The organism is Thermotoga sp., from assembly GCF_021162145.1.
Lineage (GTDB): Bacteria > Thermotogota > Thermotogae > Thermotogales > Thermotogaceae > Thermotoga.
In genome coordinates, this window is the sequence record NZ_JAGGZH010000106.1 from 1 (window position 1) to 23496 (window position 23496).

Consider the following 23496-nt stretch of genomic DNA (forward strand, 5'->3'; position numbering starts at 1 on the left):
CAAACCACACCCGAACGTCGTGATCGACACCGTTGTCGTCCGTCAGGGTGATGGTGAAAGATCCTGGCCCCACATCGGAGTTCAGATTTCCCTCGAATCTCACGTTCGATGTTTTCTTCGCGGGCATTGTCATACCTGCACTGATCACCAGATCCCCAATAGGTCTGTTGGTGTCGATGTACCTCTCACCCGTTTCGGGATCCTGAACGGCCGTCCATCCCTGAACCTTGTAACCTGTTGAAGTCTGAATCAGGTTTCCGTTGCTGTCCAGTGTGAACGCTCCTGCTCTCGTGTAATAGTAAGCGCTGCCATCGGATACGATGAAAAATCCATCACCCTGTATAGCAAGGTCCGTTTTCACACCTGTGTTCTGGAAGGAACCCTGTGTCATGATCTTGTCGATACTCGCTACCTGAGACCCAAGGCCGATTTGCATGGGATTGGTTCCTCCCACACTTTCCTGGGGAGCTCTGCCAGCCTTGATCGTCTGGGCGAGCATCGTTTCGAAGTTCACCCTCGACGCCTTGAATCCCACCGTGTTCACATTGGAAATGTTGTTCCCCACGATGTCCATTGCAACCTGGAAGTTCTTGAGCCCCGTGATACCGCTGTATAAAGATCTCATCATCACGCATCACCCTCCTGAGAGATCTCCAGGATTGAATCAACGGGATAGAGCGATCCGTTTACCAGAACAAAACCCTCTCCGTCCTTTATCTGAACAGCCTCCACCAGACCACCTTCTATACCACCTATTTCTTCCAATCCACCGTCCGTGGAGATCCTGTACACATGATAGGTATAAGTTCCGTCCGGCAGGCTCACACCACTGTCGTCTCTACCGTCCCATTGCCAGCCGTGAACACCCGCCTCAACGGTTCCCAAATCCTCTGTCCTCACCACATTGCCATTCTCATCGAGGATCTGAACCACAACGTGCGCATCCTGATCGAGGCTGAATATGATGCTGTCTGCTTCTCCATCTTTCAAATTCACCGTATTGTTCTTCACCACGACGTACTTGCCTATCAGGGATGCAAGCTGTGCTGGATTCACACTCGTTTGTGCCTCAACAAAGTCCCTCACAGCACTTGTGAGGTTTGTGATCTGTTCCAGACTGGTGAGCTGAGAGAGCTGGGAAATCATATCCTTCGTTTCCATTGGCTCCAGGGGATCCTGCATTTCCAGTTCCTGAAGAAGCAACCTGAGAAATGCCTCCTTATCAAGCGATTTGCTGGCAGTAGAGTTTGCTCTCACACCCTGAAGAGTCGAGTAATAGATGTTTCCAAGATCGTATATCACGTCTTCACCCCCTCGAAGAACTCTTCAAAAGAGACTTTCTCATCGTTACGTCTTCCTCCATTCCTCTGCTCTCGCCGATCGTCTCTTGAGTTCCTGCTGTTGCTTTCCTGGTAGAGATAGTCGTCGTCTTCCTTCCTTTCAACGTAGACCTGTGCGTGCAGGCCCTTTTCGTTGAACCGATCCACCAGCTTCGGTACTTCGTGTTCCAGAATGTGCTTTGCCTCCTCTGATTGCACCTTGAACACAATTTTCAGATCGTTGTTTTCTTTCGTAATGGTGATCTCCAGCTTTCCGAGTCCTGGAGGCTCCAGGTTTATCGTCGCTTTCTCCTGTTTTTGAACGTACATTTTCTCCACTATTTTTGGAACGCTTGGAAGATCTATCCTCTTCATTTCCCTCACTGGATAGGCGCTTTTCGCTCTCTCACGGGTGATCATCTCGTGGACTCTTCCATCTGTTAATTCTCTAAAACTCACCAGTTTTCCTTTTTCTTCGTATTTCAAAGATATTTCATTCGACTCTCTTCCCAGTTCATTTCCCGAATTGTCTTTTCCTTTCGACGCTTCGCCGCCTGATGGTTCTTTTACTTTCACAACCTCACTTCTTTCCAGAACAGGAGATTTTCTGATCTCACCGTACTTTCTGGGAAGTGACTTTTCATCGATTCTGGTGTTCACTTCGATCGGACCGGTGTCGCTCCCAGTTTCCGTCAGATTGGGGACGGTCTTTTCTACTTTTTCGTGTGCTACTTCTTCTGTTTCCTGGGGCTTCAGTTTCAAAGTATCATTCGAGCGAAATATTTTCTGGGTTCTCATTGCACTTTTTTTCAACTTTATAGGGAGCATTTCTATACCTTTCCTTGAGATCTTTGTTTTTGTTTTTACATTACGCTCGCCGGCGGTCACTGCTTTTTCTTTCATAAGGGTTGACTTTCTTTCAGAGACAAAGTTGATATTTCCTTTCGCATCTGTCTTCTTCCCCGCACTCTCAGGAAAGACCTTTAAAATATGTCCAGTATTCTGCTCGGTTTTGCACTTCATCTTTTCCTGAGACACTCCAGCTTTTTTGATGTTCGATGAGTTCACCTTTGAAGCCTGGAAGACTTCTTTTCCCACTTTCTCTTTCTCTGAAATCGTCCTCCCCGGTACAACTTTTTCGGCTATCAAAGCAACGCTTTCACGCACATCACGGACGCCAGGATTGTACTTGAACTTTACAAACTTCTGAGTTTGCACGTTACGTTCCTTCTTTCTCACCACACTTTCGTTGTCTGGTGTTCTATCTGTTTTGATTCCTCCTGCTACCAGGACATCCTTGAGTTCACCTTTCCTAGGAAACGATTTTTCCTCAATTCTCACATTTTCCTTTGCCGGAATAGGATCAGCGAGTCTTTTCGAACCAGGAAGACTTTCAGTGCCGGCAAGACTTTTCCTCAGAGGTTCAGATATGTGAATACCTTTTTCCTTTCTTTCGTCGGAAAGGATGATGTTGCTGTTCGTGCTGCCCTCAAAATCGTGTTTTGTTTCCAAAATCTCTTCTGCATTTTCAAAAATTTTCACATTCGTGATGGGTATGTCTGATCTATCCCTTTCAGTCGATCTCGCCTTAGACTTATGATCAATATGATCAAAACCAACCGGGGCAGAAGAAGGCGTACCTCTATTTCCCTTAGACTTATGATCAATATGATCAAAAGGCATCTCATGGCGTGGAAGTGAGGTGTTTGCTTTTTCATCTACTTGTCGTTTTCTGCCCTCCTTCACTTCGGAAGAAACGATGCCGGAAAGCTGAAAAGGCTTGCCCGGCGATTGTTTTCTGCACTCTTTCACTTCGGAAGAAACCGAAAGTTCTGATTGAGATTCTTTCTTTCCACAAAGCACTTTCTTCTTTGCATGAAGAAGAACCGATAAAAACCCTCCTTTCTTTTCTTTTTGAAGCACCTTCACCAGATTAAACATTCCTTCTTTCAGAAGTGCTACCTTCACTTTTTCTCCTCCAGAAGTTCTATTGCGTTCTGCACGATGTACTGGACCAGGGCAGAGGCGTGTTCCCTGTTCATCATGGAAAGGATGATCCTCAGGGTTTCAGGATCCACGTTTTCCTTTTTCAGGAACTCAACAGCCACCTCGGGAGAAACGTTGTTCAGAGCATCCGCCACAACTTTCAGATACGTCTCTTTTGAAAACAACTGTGCTTCTTTCTTCGTCATCTGTTCTACCGAGTTTTTCGCCTGTTCTATAAGAGATTCCAGTCTCTTTACGGTACTATCCACCCCGACAATCATTTCCATTACTCTCGCCGCTTTCTGAGGATTCACACTCGAGAGGGCCTCCAGAAACTCCCCCGCGTAGGTGGGATCTGTTCTCTTGAATATCACCGCAAGTGTATCATCATCCACGTTGTTCAGAGCGTTTGCAAGGTTCTTCGGATCGGTGTTCAAAAGTACGTTTATAAGCTCGTCCACCTGTTTTTTGTAAGAGTCCAATCTGTTCTTCTCTTCGATCAACTGGCTCTTCAGAGACTGAACCTCCCCGATCATCCTGTCAACGACGGATTTCTGAGTCTCCAGTACCTTCATCTTCTCTTCTATCTCTTTCTCTTTTCTGGTGAGTTCTTCGATCTTTTGTGTGTAGATCTCTATGTACCGCTGGTAGATTTTCGAGTAGTACTCAGCGGGAGTTTCTGCCCTCAACGGCTGGTAGCTGATCCTGTCCCTCAGAAAGGGTACCTTGGAAGCAAGAAAGGCGATATAACTCCTCCAGTCTTCGAAAGGAGATATCTTTCCGCCGTACATCCTGCTGATCTCGAAGGAGATGTAGCCGTACATGAACAGGATTACAAGAAAAAGAAGCGTTATGAGAAATGCCACGAAGAAACCCTTTCTCTTTCCAGGCAAAGTGCATCTACCTCCTTCGATTCCATACTTCTATGGGAAGGCGTTGTTTTCCTAGGAGATGGTAGAATAGATTGGGGGGGCGTGAATGTGGGAAAAATTCCTGTCATAAAAAGAGACGGAAAAGTTGTTCACATTGATCAAAATTCGTTAAAGATTTTTCCAGAGAATTTTTCGACTTCTCAGAAAGTCGAAAAATCTTTTTATCTTGATGGTTTCAAAATAGAGTCCTTTGGAAAGAAGTACCGTGTGGAGATCATGCTGAAGAGCTCTGATGGAGAGAGGCTCTCGGGAAGGAGTGAGGGGGCAGGAACGGAGAAGAATCTTCCAAGGCTCGTTGGAGAGGCGGTGGTAGATGCCTTCAAGGCTGAAGAAGATGTCTCAATAGACGACATAAAGAAAGTTTCCCTTGCCAGAAAAGAGTTCGTCTTTGTACACCTCACCTTCTTCAGAGATGGCAGGGAACAATGGAAGATAGGAATTTCTCTTTTAGAGAGGGATTTTTTGAGTTCAGTGATCTCCTCTGTGATAGATGCCCTGGTAAATATAGTACAATAGTAGACAAGAGCGTGTCGATTGGGGGGTATTTCGATGAGTGCAAAGACACTGGAAGATGTCATATCGAAGATATCTGGTGTCATTTCCGTGAAGGTGATCGAGGAGGATGACCAGCCAAGAGAGATCCACGTTATAGCAGATCCCTCCAGAAATCCGAAGCAGATAGTACGTGACATCGAGACCGTGGCGCTCGCATCCCTCGGAATGAAACTGGATAGAAGGATCATCAGCGTGGCCCAGCTCAGCCAGGGAAAGTTTTCTCCTGCCCAGTCCTACGAGATCTCCTCGATCGAAGTGAAGAGCCTGGACAGAAAAAAGCAGGTGAAGGTCACGATAAACAACCTCTTCGAAGACGAAGAACTGGTCGGTGAATCCATCGGAGCGGGCACTTCAACGAACCTTCCAAGACTCGTTGGAGAGGCGGTCATAGAGGCTTTCAACGTCGACTCACCAGTTTCAGTGGACGATGTTCAGAAAGTCTTTCTTGCCGGGAAAGAGTTTGTCCTGGTTCATCTCACCGTCCAGGATGACGAGAAAGAAAGAGCGGAAGTGGGGGTTGCTCCTCTTGAGGGAGACTTTCTGAAGGCCGTCGCGAAAGCCACGCTCAAGGTTGTAAAAGACCTCGCTTAAACAAACAACTCCATTGTACTGACGACCTCTTCTATCTCCTCATCTCTGAGTTCTGGAAATATGGGAAGGGCAAGGCTCCTTTTCGAAAGAGATTCGGCCACGGGGAAATCTCCTTCTCTGTAACCCAGTCCTTTGAAACACTTCTGAAGATGAAGAGGTAGCGGATAGTAAACGGCTGTCTGGATTTCTCTTTCTGAGAGACCCTCTCTCATCCTATCTCTTGTTTCTTCGTTCTCGAACAAAACAACGTACTGATGGAAGACATGGTATTTGAACCCCTTCTCTTCCACCCTGGGGTAAATCACTGGAAGACCTTTTTCTTCGAACAGTCTCTGATAAGTTTTCGCCGCCCTCAATCTTTCCTCTGTCCACTTTTCCAGGTACCTGAATTTCACGCTCAGAACGGCGGCGTGGATCTCATCGAGCCTTGAGTTGTACCCCACCTTCTCGTGGAAGTACTTCTTTCTCGCACCGTGCACCCTCAACATTCTGCACTCTTCTGCGATCTTTTCGCTGTTCGTCACAATCATTCCACCATCACCGTAAGTTCCCAGGTTCTTGGTGGGAAAGAAGGAAAAGATCGCCGCATCCCCAACAGAACCGCTCTTTTTGATCTCACCGTTTTTAAATTTCCACTCCGATCCGAAAGACTGAGCACAATCCTCGAGGATCATCACACCGTATTTTTCCTTCAGAAAACTCAATGCCTCAAGATCCATCGTTCTACCGAAGAGATGAACGGGTATGACCGCCTTCACCTTCTCTTTTTTCAACACGTGTTCAAGCTGGTTCGGGTCCATGTTGAATGTGCTCTCCTCCACGTCGACAAAGATCACCCTGGCACCGAGCCTGTAAGGGGCACTCGCCGTGGCAAAGAATGTATAAGGTGTGGTGACCACCACGTCCCCCTTCTCCACTCCCATGGCCCTGAGCGCAATGAGGAGTGCGTCGCTTCCACTTGCAACACCGATTCCGTGTTTCACACCGACAAAACTCGCCACCTTTTCTTCGAGCTTCTTCACGTTTTCTCCCAGTATCACCCTTCCAGAAGAGATCACCCTGTCTATTGCGTTCAGGATTTCTCCTCTTATCCTCATGTACTGTCTTGTGAGATCGAAGAGCGGAATCATTCTCTCACCCCTTGAAAAGCTTGAATGCATTTTCTGTCGTTCTTTCCTCCACGATCAGGTAAGACGTGCTCAACACACCTGCGATCGTCTCTATCACGTATTTCAAGTACTTCGGTTCGTTTCTTTTCCCCCTGAACGGCTGAGGTGGAAGGAAAGGACAATCCGTCTCCAGGACGATGTGCTCGAGCCCCACTTTTTTTACAACTTCTCTCAAAGACTCGTTCTTCGGGTACGTCACAGGCCCACCTATTCCGAGCAGAAATCCAAGGTCGATGAACTTCTTCGCCCACTCGTAGTTCGAAGAAAAAGCGTGAATCACTCCTTTCTTTTCTGGAAGATCCTCACTCGAGAGTATCGCGTACGCCTCCTCGTACGCTTCTCTCACATGAACGATGAGAGGAAGATCGAGCGATCTTGCAAGCCCTATCTGCTCAATGAAGACTCTCCTCTGGTCTTCAGGAGGAGAGATGTTTCTGAAAAAATCAAGGCCTGTCTCACCGATGGCAACGACTTTTTCACTTCTTGCAAGTTTTCTTAACTCCTCTATGAAATTCTCTGGAACATTCTTTGCCTCGTGTGGATGGACCCCCACCGCGCAGAGGATCCTGTCACTTAGCTTTGTGATCTCAAGACTTTTCTTTGAGTCTTCCAGATCCACTCCCACGTTCACAACGAAATCAATTCTGTCTTCCTCGAATCTCGAAATGATCTCTGTTCTGTCCTCATTGAACTGGCGGAAATGAAGGTGTGTATGCGTGTCCACCATTGAAATCTCCCTCCCCACGTGTTAATATACTACCAAAGGCTTTTCGTGACAAAGTGAACACCTTCACCTTCTTGTGATGGAAAGGTTCCTTTGTTCTTAACAATTAGGCTGGTATAATTTAAGCGAACAACGAAATCTGGAGGTGATGGACATGGCATCGGGATGCGGCTGTTCAAGAAAGTGGGTGAGTTCTTCAAGGATTTCGTGAGCGTCTTCAGGTACATCTCGGAAGATCTCGAGATGTACCTGAATCTCGATCCCGCCGCAGAGAGTAAACTACAGGTGTTCTTCTTCTACGCTTCCTTCCAGGGTCTCATGTGGTACAGATTCGCCCATTTTCTCTACAAGTGGAAACTAAAGATTCTCGCTTATATCATCTATTACTTCATCCGCGTGGTGTTTTCCATGGACATCCACCCTGCCGCTCAGATCGCTCCCGGTGTGGTGATAGACCACGGCATCGGAGTGGTCATAGGGAGCACCGCGACGGTGGGAAGAGGAACGCTCATCTACCATGGAGTAACACTGGGAACGAAAAAGCCCTGCGGAGGAAAACGTCATCCCGATATTGGCGAAAACGTGATGATAGGAACGGGAGCAAAGATCCTCGGCCCAATAAAGGTGGGGAACAACGCCGTCGTAGGTGCGAACGCCGTCGTTCTGGAGGATGTCCCAGAAGGGGCGGTCGTTGTAGGCGTTCCAGCGAAAATTGTCAAATGGAGGAGGGATCTGTACAATGATGGAAAGGCTAATAGGAAACACTCCGATAGTGAGGATCGATTCGGTGGACTCGAGGATATTCTTGAAGCTGGAGAGAAACAATCCAGGGGGTAGTGTGAAAGATAGACCCGCTCTTTTCATGATTCTCGACGCCGAAAAGAGGGGTCTTCTCAAAAACGGAATAGTGGAGCCAACGAGTGGAAACATGGGAATCGCCATAGCGATGATCGGAGCAAAAAGAGGACACCGTGTGATCCTCACGATGCCCGAAACAATGAGTGTGGAAAGAAGAAAGGTTCTAAAGATGCTCGGAGCAGAGCTGGTCCTCACCCCGGGGGATCTGGGAATGAAGGGAGCTATAGAGAAAGCAAAAGAAATTGCCCAGGAAACAGGAGCCCATATGCTTCAGCAGTTCGAAAATCCCTGCAACGTCTACTCACATCAGTTCACCACGGGACCTGAGATACTGAGACAGATGGATTATCGGATAGATGCTTTCGTTGCGGGTGTGGGAACGGGTGGTACGATCAGTGGTGTTGGAAGGGTTCTGAAGACCTTCTTTGGAGACAGGGTGAAGATAGTAGCGGTGGAACCGGCAAAATCTCCTGTTCTCTCCGGTGGGCAGCCTGGAAAACATTCCATTCAGGGTATAGGAGCAGGATTCGTTCCGAAGATACTCGACAGATCCGTGATAGATGAAGTGATCACCGTGGAGGACGAAGAAGCCTATGAAATGGCGAGGTACCTCGCAAGGAAAGAGGGGCTCCTCGTGGGAGTTTCGTCCGGTGCGAACGTTGCCGCCGCACTGAAAGTGGTGCAAAAACTCGGAAAAGATGCGAGAGTTGTGACCGTTGCACCCGATCACGCAGAAAGATATCTGAGCATCCTATGAAGGGAACGTACGTCTTGCTTCTGAAACTCGAAAGAAGTGTTACTCTGAAACACGGAAAGAAAACCTCACACCTGAAACCGGGCTACTACGCGTACGTGGGATCCGCAATGGGAGGCTTCTCGAAGAGAATCCCCCGTTATTTTTTGGGCACCCAGAAAAAACACTGGCACATAGACTACCTTCTGGATCACGCACAGATCGCAGGACTGATCATGTTCTACGGGAGAAGACTGGAAGAGAAACTTTCCCGTGTGCTATTATCCCACTTTGAGGGCATAGAAGGTTTCGGCGCCAGCGATCTCAGGGTGAAGACTTGCCTTTTTCGTGTCGATCCTCCTGAACTCTTCTCACTCCTGGGGGGGTTCCATGAGGATAGAGATACTCGACGGTCACAGAAACATCGGAGGAAACAAGATCAGGGTGGTTGATTCTGAGAATGATGCCTTCCTTCTTGACTTTGGCCTCAACTTCTCACGATGGGGAGAGTTCTTCGAAGAGTTCCTGAATCCAAGGCCTGGAAAGATCGTTCAGGATCTTCTGAAACTGAACGCGATCCCCCGCCTCAACGTATACAGGAGAGATCTCTTCGACGGAAAGTTCGAAGACCCGGTGAATTATTCCTTTCTTTTTTTGAGTCATGCCCACGCGGACCACACCGGGATGGTCGGTCTCGTAGACGAAAAGATCCCCCTTCTCATGACAGGTGAAACCCTCGCCGTGATGAACGCAAGCGTAAAGACGACCAACACGAGCGTTCTCACCCAGCTCGATGGAAAAAAGAGGAGAAAAGCCTCGGAAAAAGATCAGGAAAACGGCATCAGATCAGATCTCACGGTGAGTCCCGGAAGGTCAAAAAACGCCGAAAGATTGGTGAGATGTGTTTCGTTCCCAAAGAAAACAGAGCTCGACAGCTACAGAACAGTTGACATGAATTCTCTCTGGAAAGACGAACTTTTTGTCGAGCCAGTCTATCACTCCGTCATAGGCGCAGCCGGTCTCGTGGCGAAGGTGGACGGGTTCTGGCTCGCCTACACCGGTGACTTTCGAACGGGTCCTGAAACACCGGAAGAGGAACGATACTGGTTGGACACACTCGGTGAGAAAAGACTCTCACTCTCTCTTCGAACGTCCCGGTTCTTTGAAAGCCTGAAAGACAAGCGTCCTCTCGTCCTCATCGTGGAAGGAACGAGGGTGACAAGAGAAGAAAACGTGGAAAACACGGAAAAAGACGTCTTCGAAAACGCCATGGAAGTGTTCAGAAAGACGAAAAATCTGATACTTGTTGATTTTCCGATCAGGCACCTTGAAAGACTCTTCACCTTCCTGAAGGTCTGCATGGAAAACAACAGAAAACTCACCCTCATGCCAAAAGACTACGCCTATCTCATCGAGATGGGACGCGTGGAGCCACTCTGGAAACTCTCTGAAGAAGAAAAAAGCCACATCAGGGTGTACCATCCCGGAAAGGTGAGCTACATAAATCTCGAAAAAGAAGCACTCCTTTTGGCAAAAAGCGAAGGAATCCTCATACCTCCCGATGAGATAAACCACTCTCCCGGTGAATACACTCTGGTTGCGGGATACTGGGACTTTCCACACATCCTCGATCTCGACGAAAAAGTTCTGAACGGTGCCGTTTACATTCACTCCACCAGCGAAGCCTACACGGAAGAACAGGAGATCGATGCAAAACGCTTCATGAACTGGCTCAGGTACTTCAACATAACGCCTCTTGGTATAAAAGAAAATGGTGGCAAAGTCGTCTTTACAAAAGAATTCCACGCATCAGGCCATGTCTCGCCGAAGAACCTGAAAGCGATTCTGGACGATCTCAAACCAGACTACATCGTTCCCGTTCACACCCTGAACCCTGACTGGTTCGTCCAGAACTGGGGGAAGAAGGTCTTACTGGAAGATGTGATTGTGCTATAATTTGTTCTGACACTTCTAAAGGGAGGTGGAAAAGTGGCGAACAGAGAGGAGATCCTTTCAAAGGTGAAGAACATAATCTCAGAGAAGCTGGGAGTGGACGAAGCACAGGTTACAGAAGAGGCAAAGCTCATAGACGACCTTGGAGCGGACTCTCTCGACCTTGTCGATCTTGTGATGGATTTCGAGAGTGAGTTCGGAGTGAAGGTGGACGATGCCGATCTCGAAAAGATCTCGACGGTGAAGGACGTTGTGGACTACATCGAAAAGAAATTGGGGTGAGCTCGCTCACCCCTTTTCTATTTCCTCTGGTGTTATCACCCTGAATCCCCTTGGAAGTTCGTACTCTCTGAACCTGTCCCCACTCAGGATGACCGCTCTCATGGAGATTGCAAGTGATACGATCAAACGATCTGCCGGTGACTCGAAAAAAACGTTCGGTGATTCCTTCCACTTTCCGAATCTTTCCCTTTCCGAAACGGGAAGAATGAACTCTGCGTTCCTGTCAAAAACGATCCTGTAGGGAAAGAAAAACTCCTCGAAGATGGCAAGCCTTTCGAAAACCTTGTAGATGTACGAAACAGAAAGTCCTCCCCTCCACAGAAGGTTACTTCCATCGAGAACAATGGGGCAGACCGGTTTTCTGACGATGGACGCAACAACATAGGGATGAATTCTCAATGTTCTGACTTTGTTCTTCTCGGAGGATGTCAGGAGTCTGTAAAAACATCTCAGCTCCTCCACCTTTTTTTCGTTCAACTTTTCAAGGGAAAGTTCCTCCAGGCGCTCCAGAATGCTCATTCCTTTGTTTTCCTCTTCTTCCTCGTCAACACCCTCCAGATGAAGGTAAAGATCCAGGAAATCCTTTTTTCCGAGTTTTACCCTGAGAGAATTCGCTTTCCTGATGAACTCATCTACGTTTTTTGTCTTCAGCCTTTCTTTGAGTTTTCTTGAAGGAAGAGGGTACTTCTTTGGAGAAGACCAGAAGAGGATCTCGAGTACGTCTATCTCATCAACTCCAAGAACCCTCGAAGAAACAGAGAGATTCCCCTTTAAGGCCTCCTTCACAGCGAATTCGAAGATATCAGCTGGTACATCTATTTCGGAAAGCCTTCCAAGAAAAATCCCCTTCAGAACCTTCAGGTCCTTCTCCTTCCAGTTCTTTCTTCTGAGAAGACTGAGAAAATCCTGCCTTGCCTCGAGGAATATCTCCTTCACCTGCATATCTCCATCTCGTCCCCTTCTTTGACAGAGAGCACTTTGCTCGCGTATCCCATGTTCATCGCCACTTCGAGAAAGCCGGCGCTGTCCGGGTGAACAAGGAGTTCCCCGATCCCCACGTCCCCAAAGGCTCTGGCAACGGTTGCTCCGTGCTCTTTCCCTTTCACCCTCACCTTCACCACGTCATCGAAGTCCACCTCAAGTTTCATGAACATCTCGAAGGGAACGTTCGTTGAAACGTTTCCGAAAGTATCCACAACGGCAACTTCACCCACCACTCTATCCTCTTCGAGAGTGGGCTTTTTCATTTTCAGCGCTTCGTAAGAGAGAAGTCGTTCTCCCACCTTTTCCATCGGAAGGCCCATGTCGAGGTGCGCCGCGACGGGAGCGAAGATGTCCCGCCCGTGAAAGGTGAAAGAAGGCTCCTTCCTGTAGAAGAGTTCTTTGTTCTCTATCTCCCTGATCTCGGAGACTCCGTACTCTTCCGCCACAACCGTTAGAACACCGTTGTCGGGAGCTACGAAGAAAAGATCGTTCTTCGTCTTCATGACGATCGCCTTTCTTGCTGTTCCCACACCGTAATCGACAACAACGAGGAACACCGTGAAGGGAGGAAAGTCCAGAGACGCCCTGTAAAGCACATGAGCAGCCTTTCTCACGTTGAAGGGTTCTATCTCGTGTGTGATGTCGATGATTTCAGCAGCTGGGTTTATTCTTTTGATCACCGCCTTTGCAACTCCCACGTAGTGACTTTTCAATCCCCAGTCTGTGATGAATCCTATCATCCTCTTTCCCCCCGGTTATTTTTTGAATTGTTTTATTGTTTTGTGGTATTATTATAACGTGATCATCCATTCATGTCCCGCCCGAGCCCGCCGGGCCGTGGGGAAAGAGAAAGGGGAGGTTTTCCCTCCCCTTTCTCGCTGATCCCTCGAGTTCTCACTCGACCGGTTCGAAGTCCTCTTTCGAGGCACCACAGAGTGGACAGACCCAGTCATCTGGAAGTTCCTCGAAAGGTGTTCCGGGTTCGATCCCGCTGTCCGGATCCCCCTTCTCCGGGTCATATATGTAACCACAGAGAGTACACCTGTACTTCTTCATGGACTCACCTCACTCTTCAACGGCGATCCTTTTGCTGCTTTCCCAAAGACCATGTATGTTGCAGTGGGCCAGGGCAATGATGGTACCTGTTCTGTTCAATTTTACCACGGTTGTGACGATGGGTTCCGTGTAGGCAAATCCTGTGTTCGGTCCCTGAATGGACTCTCCGTGTGCGTTGAACTCGTACCTTCCCACCTCGTAAACGTAGGGGTCACCGTCTGGCTGGAAAAAGATCTCGATCCACCTGATGTGATGCTCTGTTGTATTGGGATGGGGAATTTCTTTCCCCACAGTGACGGTGATCTGAACCGCCTCTCCTTTCTTCACCTTCTCGGGTGCCTCTATGACCGGAACGTGCTTTTCCTTCTTGAAATCTTCCGTCTTGATGAAATCAGAGAGTTTCATGTTATCCCTCCTTTAAACTGAGAACTCCCTGTAGGCGCTCTTCGGTGCTCCACAAACGGGACATTTCTCTGGCGGCTCTCCCTCCACCGTATGTCCGCAAACGGGACAGATGTAGATCCTCTCTGCAGGATAGTCTTCTCCTTTTTCAACGAGTTCCTTTGCTTTCCTGTACATCTCCGCATGGATCTTTTCAGCTTCCCAGGCAAATTTGGTGCTTCTTTCTGCCCCCTTTTCCTGCTGGAACTGGGCGACCGTGTTGTAAACGGGGTACATCTCCTCGATCTCGAAGGTCTCACCGTCGATACACTGCTGAACGTTCTCTGCCATCTCCCTGGAGATCCTGCCAAGTTCCCTGTAGTGATTCTTCGCATGAACGAATTCGGCGTAAGCGATTGCCCTGAGGAGATTTGCAAGTTTCTTCAGTCCCCTCCGTTCTGCTTCGTCTGCAAAGATCAGATACTTCATGTGAGCCATGCTCTCTCCTGCAAAGGCATCCTCGAGAAATTTCTTCGTCATATCTCTCATCCTTCCACCTCCCGATACTTCAGTTAATCCACTGTCATTTTACCACGTGATTATGGATTGTAATGATTTTGATTTTTTACTTTAACGCGTCTCTTCGCCCGATCTTAGTCCTTTCAAAATGTTATCCATATTCCTTTTTGACCCTGTTTTCCCTTCGCCCTTCAAATTAACTTTACCGTAACCTCGACAACACAAAATTAACCTTGACAGTGAAGAGGGGGTGTGTATAATAATGTCTGTGATACTGAACAAATTTGTCGACTATAGTGGTCAAAGGGGTTGGGAATTTTGTGAGGATCGGTGAGAAACTCAAAAAACTCAGACTCTCTAGGGGTCTCACTCAAGAGGAACTTGCAGAGCGAACGGATCTTTCAAGAAGCTTTATCTCACAGCTCGAGTCGGACAAGACATCACCCTCCATAGATACACTCGAAAGAATACTTGAGGCACTGGGAACTGATCTGAAACACTTTTTCTCCGATTTCGAAGAGGAAAGGATCGTGTTCAAAAAAGAAGAGAGGGTACCCGTGTACGACGAACCCGAGGGTGTGAAGAGTGAGATTCTGATGAGCGGTGTTGAAGACAAGGAAATCGATCCACTACTCGTGACCCTGGAGCCCGGTGCACAAACAGAGGAAGAATCGTACCACGAAGGATCAGAGTTCGGCTTTGTGATACAGGGAAAAGTGGATCTCTACCTCGACGGTAAAAGGTACAGGTTGAAGGAAGGGGACTGCTTCTACTACAGGGCGGACAAGAAGCACTACGTGAAGAACCCAGGTAAGAAGAGGGCGGTGTTGCTCTGGATCATGATTGACTAAAACTCTCAGAGGGGAGGGATTCACATGAAGAGCCTGGGAAGGCACCTGGTGGCGGAGTTCTACGAATGTGACAGAGAAATTCTCGACAGCGTGCAGCTCATAGAGCAGGAGATGAAACAGGCAGCTTACAGAAGTGGAGCAACAATAGTCACATCAACATTTCACAGGTTCCTCCCCTATGGGGTGAGTGGTGTGGTGGTGATTTCCGAATCCCACCTAACCATTCACACCTGGCCGGAATACGGCTACGCTGCGGTCGATCTGTTCACCTGTGGAGAGGATGTCGACCCATGGAAGGCGTTCGACCACCTGAAAAAGGTACTCAAGGCAAAGAGGGTACATGTTGTGGAGCATGAGAGGGGCAGGTACGACGAGATAGGAATACCGGAGGACTCGCCACACAAAGCTGCTGTTTGAGGAGGTGAGAACGTTGAAGGAGCTAGAGAGAGAACTCCAGCCAAGGCAGCACCTGTGGTACTTTGAGTACTACACGGGAAACAACGTGGGCCTCTTCATGAAGATGAACCGCGTGATTTACTCCGGACAGAGCGACATACAGAGGATCGATATCTTCGAAAATCCTGACCTCGGTGTGGTCTTCGCGCTCGATGGCATCACGATGACAACGGAAAAAGACGAGTTCATGTACCATGAAATGCTCGCACACGTTCCCATGTTTCTCCATCCAAACCCGAAGAAGGTGCTCATCATCGGTGGTGGAGACGGAGGAACGCTCAGAGAGGTCCTCAAGCACGACAGTGTAGAAAAGGCCATTCTCTGTGAAGTCGATGGCCTCGTCATCGAAGCGGCAAGAAAGTACCTGAAACAGACCTCCTGTGGTTTTGACGATCCGAGAGCAGAGATCGTGATAGCAAACGGTGCGGAGTACGTGAGGAAGTTCAAGAACGAGTTTGACGTCATCATCATAGACTCCACGGATCCAACGGCGGGTCAGGGCGGGCACCTTTTCACCGAAGAGTTCTATCAGGCCTGCTACGACGCACTGAAAGAAGACGGTGTTTTCTCGGCCGAAACGGAAGATCCGTTCTACGACGTTGGATGGTTCAAACTCGCCTACAAAAGGATCAGCAAGGTCTTTCCGATCACAAGGGTTTACCTTGGTTTCATGACCACCTATCCCTCCGGAATGTGGTCCTACACCTTCGCTTCCAAGGGAATAGATCCGATAAAGGACTTCGATCCGGAGAAGGTGAGAAAGTTCAACAAAGAGCTGAAGTACTACAACGAAGAAGTCCACGTCGCGTCTTTTGCCCTCCCGAACTTCGTGAAGAAAGAGCTCGGACTGATGTGAGCCCCGCTCCGGCGGGGTTTTCTCTTTCTGGTATAATCTAATTAGTCCGAGCAAATTGAGGAGGTATAGTGTGAAGTTTTACATAAAGACCTTCGGCTGTCAGATGAACGAGAACGACTCGGAAGCGATGGCTGGCCTTCTTGTGAAAGAGGGATTCGTTCCCGCCTCGAGTCCTGAGGAGGCGGATGTGGTCATTGTAAACACCTGTGCGGTGAGGAGGAAGTCCGAGGAGAAGGCCTACAGTGAACTGGGGCAGATCCTGAAACTGAAAAAGAAAAGGAAACTCATCGTTGGTGTCGCAGGCTGTGTCGCGGAGAAGGAAAGAGAGAAGTTTCTGAAGAGAGGAGCAGATTTCGTTCTGGGGACCCGTGCAGTTCCAAGAGTGACAGAGGTGGTGAAACGAGCCATTCATGGAGAAAAGGTAGCCCTCTTCGAAGATCACCTGGACGAGTACAACCACGAGCTTCCGAGAATGCGAGCAAGCAAGCACCATGCGTGGGTCACGATCATCCACGGCTGCGACAGATTCTGTACTTACTGTATCGTCCCCTACACCCGGGGCAGGGAGAGAAGCAGACCGATGGTGGACATCCTGGAAGAAGTGAAGGAGCTTGCAGAACAGGGCTATCGTGAGATCACCTTCCTTGGCCAGAACGTGGACGCCTACGGTAAAGACCTGAAAGACGGCTCGTCCCTCGCGAAACTCCTCGAGGAAGCCTCGAAGATCGAGGGAATAGAGCGAATCTGGTTTCTCACATCGTATCCAACGGACTTCTCCGACGAGCTCATGGAGGTGATCGCAAAAAACCCGAAGGTGGCAAAGTCCGTTCACCTTCCGGTGCAGTCCGGAAGCAACAGAATTCTGAAGCTCATGAACAGAAGGTACACAAGGGAAGAGTACCTCGCCCTCCTCGAGAAGATCAGATCGAAGGTGCCAGAAGCCTCCATCAGCAGTGACATCATCGTGGGCTTTCCCACAGAAACGGAAGAAGACTTCATGGAGACGGTGGACCTTGTGGAAAAAGCCCGGTTCGAACGTCTCAACCTCGCGATCTATTCTCCGCGCGAGGGAACGGTGGCGTGGAGGTACTACAGGGACGATATACCGCACGAAGAGAAAGTAAAACGCATGCAGTTTCTCATGAGCCTGCAAAAGAGGATCAACAGGAAATTGAACGAGCGTTACAGGGGAAAAACGGTGCGCATCATCGTCGAAGCCCAGGCGAAGAACGGGCTCTTCTACGGTCGCGATATCAGAAACAAGATCATTGCCTTCGAGGGTGAGGAGTGGATGATAGGACGTTTCGCCGATGTGAAAGTGGAAAAGATCACGGCAGGGCCTCTCTACGGAAAGGTGGTCTGGGTTGAAAAGGTTCCTTCTTCCGTTCCTTCTTCTGAGTGAAGTTCTTCTTTCACAGGTTTGTTTCAGCACGGTGGACGATCTTTCTTTCCTTGTCATCTCACACTTGAAGTCTGCGAGCGACGTTACAATCGTCGCTTACTCGATCGATCCGGAGTATCTTGGCCTGAAAAGCCCAGAGATGGTCGTGGAAGTTCCCGTCGAAGGCGCCTTTGTGCACATATCAGAGGGACTTCTCCACTCGAAGTTCATCGTCCTCGACCACGAAACGGTGATCTTCGGCTCTGCGAATTTCAACAGATCCAGCCTCGAAGAACACCTGAACAACCTCATCGTGTTCCACTCAGAAGAAATAGCAAGTTTCTTTGAGAATATCTACGACTGGCTCGTCTTCGGGAAAAAGCCCCAGGCTCAGCTTAAAACAAAAGAAGGAAAGTTCTTCCTCATACCGGTCGTTGACGGAGAAAAGATCGTTCTCGATGCCCTCTGGAAGGCAAAAAGATACGTTCTTCTCTGCAGCTACGCCTTCACAGACGAAGACGTCTTTGCCACACTGAAGTTCCTCTCCTCTCGGGGAGTGGAGATCTACATCATCACGGACGAGTGGTTCGAGTCTTCAAGGCTCAGGGATTTTCCGCTTGGAACCTTCCATGTCCTCGAGGTGAAAGAGCCCCTCATGCACCACAAGTTTCTCGTTGTCGATGGAAAGTACCTGATCACAGGTTCTGCCAACTTCACGGAGAGTGGATTTCACAGGAATGTGGAAGTGATGTTCGAAACGAGTAACAGAGAATACGTAGAATCTTTCGTGGAAGAATTCGACAGAATCTGGAGGGGATACTTTGTACAGGGTGTTCGTTTTTGACCTGGACGGAACGCTCCTCAACGACAACCTGGAGATATCAGAAAAGGACAGAAAAACCGTTGAAAAGCTCACCAGAAACTGCACCGTTGTTTTTGCAAGCGGAAGGATGCTCGTCTCCACGCTGAACGTGGAGAGAAAGTACTTCAAAAGGACCTTTCCCACGATCGCCTACAACGGTGCGATGGTCTACCTTCCAGAAGAAGGGGTGATTCTGAACGAGAAGATCCCACCCGAAGTGGCAAAAAATATCGTGGAGTACATAAGACAGCTGAGCGTTCACTGGCAGGCGTACATAGACGACGTGCTCTACTCCGAAAAGAACAACGAAGAGATAAAAAGCTACGCGAGACACTCGAGTGTGGACTACCGCGTTGAACCGAATCTTTTCGATCTTGTCTCAAAGATGGGAACGACAAAGCTCCTTCTCATCGATACCCCGGAAAGACTCGACGAACTGAAAGAGATCCTTTCAGAAAGATTCAGGAATGTTAAAGTCTTCAAGTCCTTTCCTACGTACCTTGAGATCGTCCCAGAGAACGTGGATAAGGGAAAAGCACTGAGGTTTTTGAGAGAGAAAATGGGCTGGAAAAAGGAAGAGATCGTTGTTTTCGGTGACAACGAGAACGACCTGTTCATGTTCGAAGAGGCTGGCCTTCGTGTGGCGATGGGAAACGCCATAGAGAAGGTGAAGGAGGCATCGGACATTGTCACGCTCACTAACAACGATTCTGGTGTGTCTCACGTTCTTGAGCGTATTTCCACAGATTGTCTTGATGAGTAAGATCCCGGAGCACGCCAGTGGCCCTGTGGCAGTGAACGTTCCTCTCCAGAATGTCCTGAAAGATGTTTCTCTCCTGTGTCTTGGAAGCTCTGGAAACCTGATTCTCTCAAAAGATGTGGGGATCGCCGTAGGAAAGATCCTGAAAGAAAGAGGAGTTTCTTACTACATCTTCGGCAGTTTCGATGTTCTGAAAAGAACAGATCCTGATCCCCTCTCGAAAGTCTCCACCTCTCCCTACATTACCGCACAGGTCCTTTCTCTTCTTGCAGAAGGGCTCTCCATAGCTGGTGTTGTTCCTGTCTTCAACGCAACAGGTCTCGTCAACGATCAGGTTGTTACCGCTCTCATCACAAGAAAGGCCACCTACCCTGTGATGGTGGAAAACATGGAAAAGTACGAGTACCTGAAAAGACTCGGCTACACCACAACGTTTGTTATAGACACGAAAGGGAATATTCTTGTTGGAAGGCCAGTAAAATTTTCCTGGGCCTATGAAGAGGGGATAGACTACGAAACGCTCAGAAGGAAAGTGCTGGAAAGCTCCATAGTTCTTCTGGACAAAGATACAAAGAAAATCAGTGTGAACGATCCGTGGGGTGGTGGGGTGCTCGTCTTCTCGGATGAAGAGTGGCTCTTGAAGATCGCACAGGACGTGTTGAACGGGAAAAGGAATCCCACAGGAAGGATGCCCTAGTTCACATTTTTTCTGCAAGTTCCCTCAGAAGATCTTTGAATCCTTCTATCTCCTCTTTGAAACGCTTGTAAACAGCCCCCGCCTTTTCCAGAAGAGGTTTCATTCTCTTCCATTCCAGAAGATAACCGTACACGTTCCTGAAAACATGTCTGAATCTCAGATATTCGTCGAGTGCTTCTTTGAGCTCTTTCGAAATCACAGCAGGACGGAGCCCCGGTATCTCGAGCGTCATTCTGTTCAGTAACCTCTTGTGCCGGTCATAACTGTCCAGTCTCACTCCGTTCATCTCCGAAGATATCAGTTCAAAAATATCTTCCATAATCGTGTAGAAATCATGAAGAAGGCTGCCGAGTGCTCTCAGGATGAACTGATCCGGTTCTTCATCCGAAAATTCCCTCTTTTTCTTTCTATTTCTTTCACAACCATATTGAGAGCGTTTAAAAGATCATCTATCTCCGCTATCAGTGAGAGAATCTGTTCCCTCTTCAATCTCCATTCCCTCTCTCTCGATCAGATTCCTGAGAAACGCAGGACATCCTTCAAGATCGATCAGATCTACCTCGAACTCAGAGAGTCTGTTGATCTCGGAGAGCACCCTGAAATATCCCTCCTTCGGAAGGCCTTCCACCGCAAGATCGATATCGGATCGCTCGGTGAACTCTCCCGTTCCTCTCAAGTACTTTGCAAGAGAGCCAAAAAGAACCACCCTCCTTGCACCGTACTTTTCTCTCAATACTCCGGTGATCTTCTTTGCCTCTTCAAGAGCCTTTTGAGATAACACTCTCATTCTTTCTTCTTCCTTCTTTTTTCTTTCTCTCCAGGCTTTTATGTACTCTTCGTACATTTTTTCTCCTCCACAAGACACACCGCGCAGGCGGAGATCCCCTTCCCCTCTCCCTCGAACCCCAGCGTGTTTCCGCTCTTGAACTTCACGTTCACGTGGGTTGTTTTTAGGGCATCTTTCAAATTCTTCACGATCTTTTCTCTGTAGGGTGAAAGTTTCACGATGGAAACCACAACCGTTGCGTCCACGTTGACCACACTGAACCCCTTCTCCTCCAGCATCTTCACCGTTTCTTTCAGAAGATTCAGACTGTTTGCATCTTTGTACTCTTTCGTCTCCGGAAACCACGTTCCTATGTCACCAAGACAGCTTGCCCCTAAAAGGGCATCTATGATCGCGTGCGAAAGAACGTCCCCATCCGAGTGTCCAAGGCTCCCAACAGGCGAGTCTATTTCCACCCCTGCAAGGACCAGTTTTCTTCCTTCAACGAGTGGATGTCTGTCGTATCCAAAGCCGATGAACATGGGATCACTCCCCACGATAGTGCAGTTTCTCCCAGTAAACCTCTCTTCTTTCTACAACGTCTCTCACCTGTCTTTCCCTGGTGCTCAGATTTCCCGTTTTTCCCGTCTTGACCTCAACAAACACTATTCTTCTCAAGTTTCCTTCACTCAGACCATCGAAGACCACAAAATCCACTGGAGTTCCTATAAATCTTGCATCTTTTGGATTGTATCTGAATTCCGGAAAGAACGGCCCCAAATGCTCTGTGACCTGACCCATTATCACGCTCCTGCTCTTGTTGATGGCATCCTCTCTGATCCTTTTCTCCTCCTCCATTTTCCATTCTTGGAACTTCACCTCGTATTCCCTTTTTAAATTTGCTTCAAGGATCTTTCTCTGGAGTTCCCACTCGCTTTTCTTCCAGTCTTCAAACATTTTTATAGCCTTGCTTTCGATTTTCTCCTTAAGTTCCCGGATCTCGCGTGACATTTTCAGAAGATTCCTTGTCAGGATGAAAACAACGATGATGAGTATCACGACAATCAGGACCATCATGCGAATCCTCCTCTCTTCTACATGTTATTCTACATGTTAAAATTCCAGAGGGTGACAACAATGAAGGAAAGTCTCGCTGGTTTCATAAAAGAGAAAGTAAAGGAGTACGGTTACAGAGGAGCAGTCATCGGTGTGAGCGGTGGGGTGGACTCTGCCGTTGTTCTCTCGTTGTGCGTTCAGGCACTCGGAAAAGACAACGTTTTTGCACTCATCCTTCCCGAGAGAGACTCTTCGAAAGATTCGGTGAGAGATGCCATAGATCTCTGCAAAACACTCGGTGTCGAGTACAGAAAAAGATCGATCACGCCTATTTTGAGGAAAATAGGTGTCTACAGACTTTTTCCCCCGAGGCTCTTCTTTCCTGAATCTGTTGTGAAAAGATACGTAATGAACAAATGGAACTCCCTTTCAGAGGACCCGTACCTCGATGACCTGAAAAACTCTGGGCCAGAGGAATTCTTGAAAGGACTTACCTACTACAGGATAAAGCACAGAATCAGGATGTGCCTTCTCTACTTCGAGGCGGAAAAGAGAGGATACGCCGTTGTGGGAACAACAAACAGAACGGAGTATCTGACGGGGCTTTATGTGAAATGGGGAGACGAGGCAGTGGACATCGAACCAATAATGCACCTCTACAAAACACAGGTCTTCGAACTTGCAGAAGAGCTCGATATCCCTGAAAGGATCCTGAGAAAACCTCCCTCTCCAGATCTCATCCCCGGTGTCACAGACGAGATGGCGTTCGGCATGAGCTACATGGAGCTGGACCGCATTCTGATGAAGATTGAAAAAAAGGAAGAGCTCTCAGGTGAGGACCCAGAGAAAGTGGAGAGGGTAAAGAAAATTCTGGAACTTGCAAAAAAACATAGAAGAGATCTTCCTATTACTTGTTTCCAAGAATGATCTTTGCTGAATTTTCAAAGAGATCCCAGTACTTCTTCACAAGCCTCCAGTCGATTGTTCCTTTCTTTCTTCCATGGTAATCCGTTCCGACAAGGTCCACATAACCGTTTTTTGTGAAGAACTTATCATCTTCCAGTGACTCGATATTCATCTGAAAATAAACGTTCATGTCCTTCAATTTCTTCAACACTCGCTTGTTTTTTCTGAGCCACTCGTATCTTTCCACATGGGCAAGTATCACGTCGTATCCATCGAGCTGTATGTCGAAGATCTTGTCGTAAAGATACATGGGGTAGGTCAGAGTGTTGAGTTCGATCACTACAAATTTGTCGTTTATCGGAATGAATTCTTTGACATCTGGCGTCAAATACACTTCACTTCCTAAAAACAATTCCACACCAAACTTTTTGCTTTCCGTTGCAAGGATAGTAAAACGTTCTTTAATGGCCTTCAAATCACTTTTTATAGCTGGATGATTGATATGAGGAGTGAGGACAATGTATTCCATGCCATTTTCCTTGTATTCTTTCAAAACATCGAGTGACTCTTCGAGAGTTTCTACCCCATCATCCACCCCAAACAGAACATGAGTGTGAACATCAAGCATCCTCATTCCCCCCTACTTCCTTCTCCTCTTCCCCCTCTTTCTCACCTTTCTTCCTTCTTTTGTGTAGTAGTAATAGTAGTAATAATAGTAACTTGCAAACTTTACACCAGTGGCGTTTATCACCACTCCTAGGAGTTTAGATCCGGAGGTCTTTATGTTTTCGTAGGCAACTCTGAGGGAAGCTTTCTGAGTTATTCCTGCCCTTACAACAAGAACGATGCCATCTGTGTATTTA

31 protein-coding genes and 1 pseudogene are annotated in these 23496 nt (G+C 48.0%); 15 read left to right on the forward strand and 17 right to left on the reverse strand.

The window, feature by feature from the left end; genetic code table 11:
- From J7K79_RS06485 to J7K79_RS06500, 4 genes are all read right to left on the reverse strand, one after another.
- A partial coding sequence (locus J7K79_RS06485; RefSeq protein WP_296906558.1) for a flagellar hook-basal body complex protein occupies nt 1-628 on the reverse strand: 628 nt, incomplete at its 3' end.
- Complete coding sequence (locus tag J7K79_RS06490; protein ID WP_296906561.1) at nt 628-1302, reverse strand: flagellar hook assembly protein FlgD; 675 nt, start codon at nt 1300-1302, stop codon at nt 628-630. The genes J7K79_RS06485 and J7K79_RS06490, both read right to left, overlap by 1 nt.
- Nucleotides 1299-3287, reverse strand: a complete 1989-nt coding sequence (locus J7K79_RS06495; protein WP_296906563.1) for a flagellar hook-length control protein FliK — start codon at nt 3285-3287, stop codon at nt 1299-1301. Before J7K79_RS06495 ends, J7K79_RS06490 begins: the two co-directional genes overlap by 4 nt.
- Nucleotides 3284-4198 (reverse strand): hypothetical protein, encoded by a 915-nt coding sequence (locus J7K79_RS06500; RefSeq protein ID WP_296906564.1) that lies wholly within the window; start codon nt 4196-4198, stop codon nt 3284-3286. Before J7K79_RS06500 ends, J7K79_RS06495 begins: the two co-directional genes overlap by 4 nt.
- Nucleotides 4199-4285: 87 nt before the next feature.
- Between J7K79_RS06500 and J7K79_RS06505 the strand changes: the two genes are divergently transcribed.
- Complete coding sequence (locus J7K79_RS06505) at nt 4286-4753, forward strand: hypothetical protein (RefSeq protein WP_296906566.1); 468 nt, start codon at nt 4286-4288, stop codon at nt 4751-4753.
- A gap of 33 nt (nt 4754-4786) precedes the next feature.
- Entirely contained in the window at nt 4787-5383 is a 597-nt protein-coding gene (locus tag J7K79_RS06510; protein ID WP_296906569.1) for a hypothetical protein, read from the forward strand.
- Here the strand turns inward: J7K79_RS06510 and J7K79_RS06515 are convergent.
- Nucleotides 5380-6513 (reverse strand): DegT/DnrJ/EryC1/StrS aminotransferase family protein, encoded by a 1134-nt coding sequence (locus J7K79_RS06515; protein ID WP_296906572.1) that lies wholly within the window; start codon nt 6511-6513, stop codon nt 5380-5382. The two genes, J7K79_RS06510 and J7K79_RS06515, sit on opposite strands and share 4 nt — an antisense overlap.
- A gap of 4 nt (nt 6514-6517) precedes the next feature.
- Nucleotides 6518-7279 (reverse strand): TatD family hydrolase, encoded by a 762-nt coding sequence (locus J7K79_RS06520; protein WP_296906574.1) that lies wholly within the window; start codon nt 7277-7279, stop codon nt 6518-6520.
- A gap of 162 nt (nt 7280-7441) precedes the next feature.
- Between J7K79_RS06520 and cysE the strand changes: the two genes are divergently transcribed.
- The 5 genes from cysE to J7K79_RS06545 are packed head-to-tail and all read left to right on the forward strand — an operon-like array spanning nt 7442 to nt 11102.
- Nucleotides 7442-8113, forward strand: a complete 672-nt coding sequence (gene cysE / locus J7K79_RS06525; RefSeq protein ID WP_296906576.1) for a serine O-acetyltransferase — start codon at nt 7442-7444, stop codon at nt 8111-8113.
- A complete protein-coding gene (gene cysK / locus J7K79_RS06530) occupies nt 8016-8891 on the forward strand; it encodes a cysteine synthase A (RefSeq protein ID WP_296906577.1) in 876 nt (291 codons plus the stop codon). The genes cysE and cysK overlap by 98 nt, the downstream gene beginning before the upstream one ends.
- Nucleotides 8888-9319, forward strand: a complete 432-nt coding sequence (locus J7K79_RS06535; protein ID WP_296906580.1) for a DUF123 domain-containing protein — start codon at nt 8888-8890, stop codon at nt 9317-9319. Before cysK ends, J7K79_RS06535 begins: the two co-directional genes overlap by 4 nt.
- Nucleotides 9258-10823, forward strand: coding sequence for a ribonuclease J (locus J7K79_RS06540; protein WP_296906583.1), 1566 nt, complete (start codon nt 9258-9260; stop codon nt 10821-10823). Before J7K79_RS06535 ends, J7K79_RS06540 begins: the two co-directional genes overlap by 62 nt.
- A 33-nt stretch (nt 10824-10856) precedes the next feature.
- On the forward strand, nt 10857-11102 hold the full coding sequence (locus J7K79_RS06545; protein WP_296906585.1) for an acyl carrier protein: 246 nt from the start codon (nt 10857-10859) through the stop codon (nt 11100-11102).
- A 6-nt stretch (nt 11103-11108) separates the two neighbouring features.
- Here J7K79_RS06545 and J7K79_RS06550 read toward each other — a convergent pair whose 3' ends face one another.
- The 5 genes from J7K79_RS06550 to J7K79_RS06570 form a co-directional block, all read right to left on the reverse strand.
- Nucleotides 11109-12044: a hypothetical protein gene (locus tag J7K79_RS06550; RefSeq protein ID WP_296906588.1), complete on the reverse strand. Its 936-nt coding sequence runs from the start codon at nt 12042-12044 to the stop codon at nt 11109-11111.
- Nucleotides 12035-12826 (reverse strand): S-adenosyl-l-methionine hydroxide adenosyltransferase family protein, encoded by a 792-nt coding sequence (locus J7K79_RS06555; RefSeq protein ID WP_296906591.1) that lies wholly within the window; start codon nt 12824-12826, stop codon nt 12035-12037. The genes J7K79_RS06550 and J7K79_RS06555 overlap by 10 nt, the downstream gene beginning before the upstream one ends.
- Nucleotides 12827-12980: 154 nt before the next feature.
- The gene (rd, locus tag J7K79_RS06560; protein ID WP_015920339.1) at nt 12981-13142 is read right to left on the reverse strand and encodes a rubredoxin; all 162 of its coding nucleotides are present in this window, start codon (nt 13140-13142) and stop codon (nt 12981-12983) included.
- A gap of 9 nt (nt 13143-13151) precedes the next feature.
- Nucleotides 13152-13547, reverse strand: coding sequence for a class II SORL domain-containing protein (locus J7K79_RS06565; protein WP_296906605.1), 396 nt, complete (start codon nt 13545-13547; stop codon nt 13152-13154).
- Between the two features lie 12 nt (nt 13548-13559).
- The gene (locus J7K79_RS06570) at nt 13560-14072 is read right to left on the reverse strand and encodes a rubrerythrin family protein (protein WP_296906607.1); all 513 of its coding nucleotides are present in this window, start codon (nt 14070-14072) and stop codon (nt 13560-13562) included.
- A gap of 290 nt (nt 14073-14362) precedes the next feature.
- Here J7K79_RS06570 and J7K79_RS06575 point away from each other — a divergent pair, with 290 nt between their 5' ends.
- From J7K79_RS06575 to J7K79_RS06605, 7 genes are all read left to right on the forward strand, one after another.
- Nucleotides 14363-14893 (forward strand): cupin domain-containing protein, encoded by a 531-nt coding sequence (locus tag J7K79_RS06575; protein WP_296906610.1) that lies wholly within the window; start codon nt 14363-14365, stop codon nt 14891-14893.
- Between the two features lie 24 nt (nt 14894-14917).
- Nucleotides 14918-15310, forward strand: a complete 393-nt coding sequence (gene speD / locus J7K79_RS06580; protein WP_296906613.1) for an adenosylmethionine decarboxylase — start codon at nt 14918-14920, stop codon at nt 15308-15310.
- Between the two features lie 13 nt (nt 15311-15323).
- Nucleotides 15324-16205: a polyamine aminopropyltransferase gene (gene speE / locus J7K79_RS06585; RefSeq protein ID WP_296906616.1), complete on the forward strand. Its 882-nt coding sequence runs from the start codon at nt 15324-15326 to the stop codon at nt 16203-16205.
- A gap of 70 nt (nt 16206-16275) precedes the next feature.
- Nucleotides 16276-17607 (forward strand): tRNA (N6-isopentenyl adenosine(37)-C2)-methylthiotransferase MiaB, encoded by a 1332-nt coding sequence (miaB, locus tag J7K79_RS06590; protein ID WP_296906618.1) that lies wholly within the window; start codon nt 16276-16278, stop codon nt 17605-17607.
- Nucleotides 17570-18430: a phospholipase D-like domain-containing protein gene (locus J7K79_RS06595; RefSeq protein ID WP_296906620.1), complete on the forward strand. Its 861-nt coding sequence runs from the start codon at nt 17570-17572 to the stop codon at nt 18428-18430. Before miaB ends, J7K79_RS06595 begins: the two co-directional genes overlap by 38 nt.
- On the forward strand, nt 18408-19211 hold the full coding sequence (locus tag J7K79_RS06600) for a Cof-type HAD-IIB family hydrolase (protein WP_366932599.1): 804 nt from the start codon (nt 18408-18410) through the stop codon (nt 19209-19211). Before J7K79_RS06595 ends, J7K79_RS06600 begins: the two co-directional genes overlap by 23 nt.
- Entirely contained in the window at nt 19204-19905 is a 702-nt protein-coding gene (locus J7K79_RS06605) for a hypothetical protein (RefSeq protein ID WP_296906623.1), read from the forward strand. The genes J7K79_RS06600 and J7K79_RS06605 overlap by 8 nt, the downstream gene beginning before the upstream one ends.
- A 1-nt stretch (nt 19906) precedes the next feature.
- On the opposite strand, the gene J7K79_RS06610 is transcribed toward J7K79_RS06605, so the two are convergent.
- The 4 genes from J7K79_RS06610 to J7K79_RS06625 all read right to left on the reverse strand — a co-directional run bounded on the left by J7K79_RS06610 (nt 19907) and on the right by J7K79_RS06625 (nt 21745).
- The gene (locus J7K79_RS06610) at nt 19907-20224 is read right to left on the reverse strand and encodes a hypothetical protein (protein WP_366932600.1); all 318 of its coding nucleotides are present in this window, start codon (nt 20222-20224) and stop codon (nt 19907-19909) included.
- A gap of 126 nt (nt 20225-20350) precedes the next feature.
- Nucleotides 20351-20749 (reverse strand): nucleotidyltransferase domain-containing protein, encoded by a 399-nt coding sequence (locus J7K79_RS06615; RefSeq protein WP_296906629.1) that lies wholly within the window; start codon nt 20747-20749, stop codon nt 20351-20353.
- Nucleotides 20731-21213 (reverse strand): 2-C-methyl-D-erythritol 2,4-cyclodiphosphate synthase, encoded by a 483-nt coding sequence (gene ispF / locus J7K79_RS06620; RefSeq protein WP_296906632.1) that lies wholly within the window; start codon nt 21211-21213, stop codon nt 20731-20733. The genes J7K79_RS06615 and ispF overlap by 19 nt, the downstream gene beginning before the upstream one ends.
- 4 nt (nt 21214-21217) lie before the next feature.
- Complete coding sequence (locus J7K79_RS06625; RefSeq protein ID WP_296906635.1) at nt 21218-21745, reverse strand: Holliday junction resolvase-like protein; 528 nt, start codon at nt 21743-21745, stop codon at nt 21218-21220.
- Nucleotides 21746-21808: 63 nt separating this feature from the next.
- Here J7K79_RS06625 and nadE point away from each other — a divergent pair, with 63 nt between their 5' ends.
- Nucleotides 21809-22654, forward strand: coding sequence for an NAD(+) synthase (gene nadE / locus J7K79_RS06630; RefSeq protein ID WP_296906637.1), 846 nt, complete (start codon nt 21809-21811; stop codon nt 22652-22654).
- On the opposite strand, the gene J7K79_RS06635 is transcribed toward nadE, so the two are convergent.
- Together J7K79_RS06635 and J7K79_RS06640 are read right to left on the reverse strand one after the other, a co-directional pair.
- The gene (locus J7K79_RS06635; RefSeq protein ID WP_296906640.1) at nt 22635-23267 is read right to left on the reverse strand and encodes a CpsB/CapC family capsule biosynthesis tyrosine phosphatase; all 633 of its coding nucleotides are present in this window, start codon (nt 23265-23267) and stop codon (nt 22635-22637) included. The genes nadE and J7K79_RS06635 overlap by 20 nt on opposite strands.
- Nucleotides 23268-23273: 6 nt before the next feature.
- Nucleotides 23274-23496: pseudogene (locus J7K79_RS06640) on the reverse strand (hypothetical protein); the annotation flags it as partial.

Coding starts and splice junctions, on each gene's coding strand:
- J7K79_RS06550 (WP_296906588.1), bottom strand. CDS start 12,044: ATGCAGGTGAAGGAGATATTCCTCGAGGCAAGGCAGGATTTTCTCAGT.
- cysK (WP_296906577.1), top strand. CDS start 8,016: ATGATGGAAAGGCTAATAGGAAACACTCCGATAGTGAGGATCGATTCG.
- cysE (WP_296906576.1), top strand. CDS start 7,442: ATGCGGCTGTTCAAGAAAGTGGGTGAGTTCTTCAAGGATTTCGTGAGC.
- J7K79_RS06625 (WP_296906635.1), bottom strand. CDS start 21,745: ATGGTCCTGATTGTCGTGATACTCATCATCGTTGTTTTCATCCTGACA.
- nadE (WP_296906637.1), top strand. CDS start 21,809: ATGAAGGAAAGTCTCGCTGGTTTCATAAAAGAGAAAGTAAAGGAGTAC.
- J7K79_RS06635 (WP_296906640.1), bottom strand. CDS start 23,267: ATGAGGATGCTTGATGTTCACACTCATGTTCTGTTTGGGGTGGATGAT.
- J7K79_RS06515 (WP_296906572.1), bottom strand. CDS start 6,513: ATGATTCCGCTCTTCGATCTCACAAGACAGTACATGAGGATAAGAGGA.
- J7K79_RS06570 (WP_296906607.1), bottom strand. CDS start 14,072: ATGAGAGATATGACGAAGAAATTTCTCGAGGATGCCTTTGCAGGAGAG.
- J7K79_RS06520 (WP_296906574.1), bottom strand. CDS start 7,279: ATGGTGGACACGCATACACACCTTCATTTCCGCCAGTTCAATGAGGAC.
- speD (WP_296906613.1), top strand. CDS start 14,918: ATGAAGAGCCTGGGAAGGCACCTGGTGGCGGAGTTCTACGAATGTGAC.
- ispF (WP_296906632.1), bottom strand. CDS start 21,213: ATGTTCATCGGCTTTGGATACGACAGACATCCACTCGTTGAAGGAAGA.
- J7K79_RS06510 (WP_296906569.1), top strand. CDS start 4,787: ATGAGTGCAAAGACACTGGAAGATGTCATATCGAAGATATCTGGTGTC.
- J7K79_RS06540 (WP_296906583.1), top strand. CDS start 9,258: ATGAGGATAGAGATACTCGACGGTCACAGAAACATCGGAGGAAACAAG.
- J7K79_RS06610 (WP_366932600.1), bottom strand. CDS start 20,224: ATGGAAGATATTTTTGAACTGATATCTTCGGAGATGAACGGAGTGAGA.
- J7K79_RS06565 (WP_296906605.1), bottom strand. CDS start 13,547: ATGAAACTCTCTGATTTCATCAAGACGGAAGATTTCAAGAAGGAAAAG.
- J7K79_RS06605 (WP_296906623.1), top strand. CDS start 19,204: ATGAGTAAGATCCCGGAGCACGCCAGTGGCCCTGTGGCAGTGAACGTT.
- rd (WP_015920339.1), bottom strand. CDS start 13,142: ATGAAGAAGTACAGGTGTACTCTCTGTGGTTACATATATGACCCGGAG.
- J7K79_RS06555 (WP_296906591.1), bottom strand. CDS start 12,826: ATGATAGGATTCATCACAGACTGGGGATTGAAAAGTCACTACGTGGGA.
- J7K79_RS06615 (WP_296906629.1), bottom strand. CDS start 20,749: ATGTACGAAGAGTACATAAAAGCCTGGAGAGAAAGAAAAAAGAAGGAA.
- J7K79_RS06535 (WP_296906580.1), top strand. CDS start 8,888: ATGAAGGGAACGTACGTCTTGCTTCTGAAACTCGAAAGAAGTGTTACT.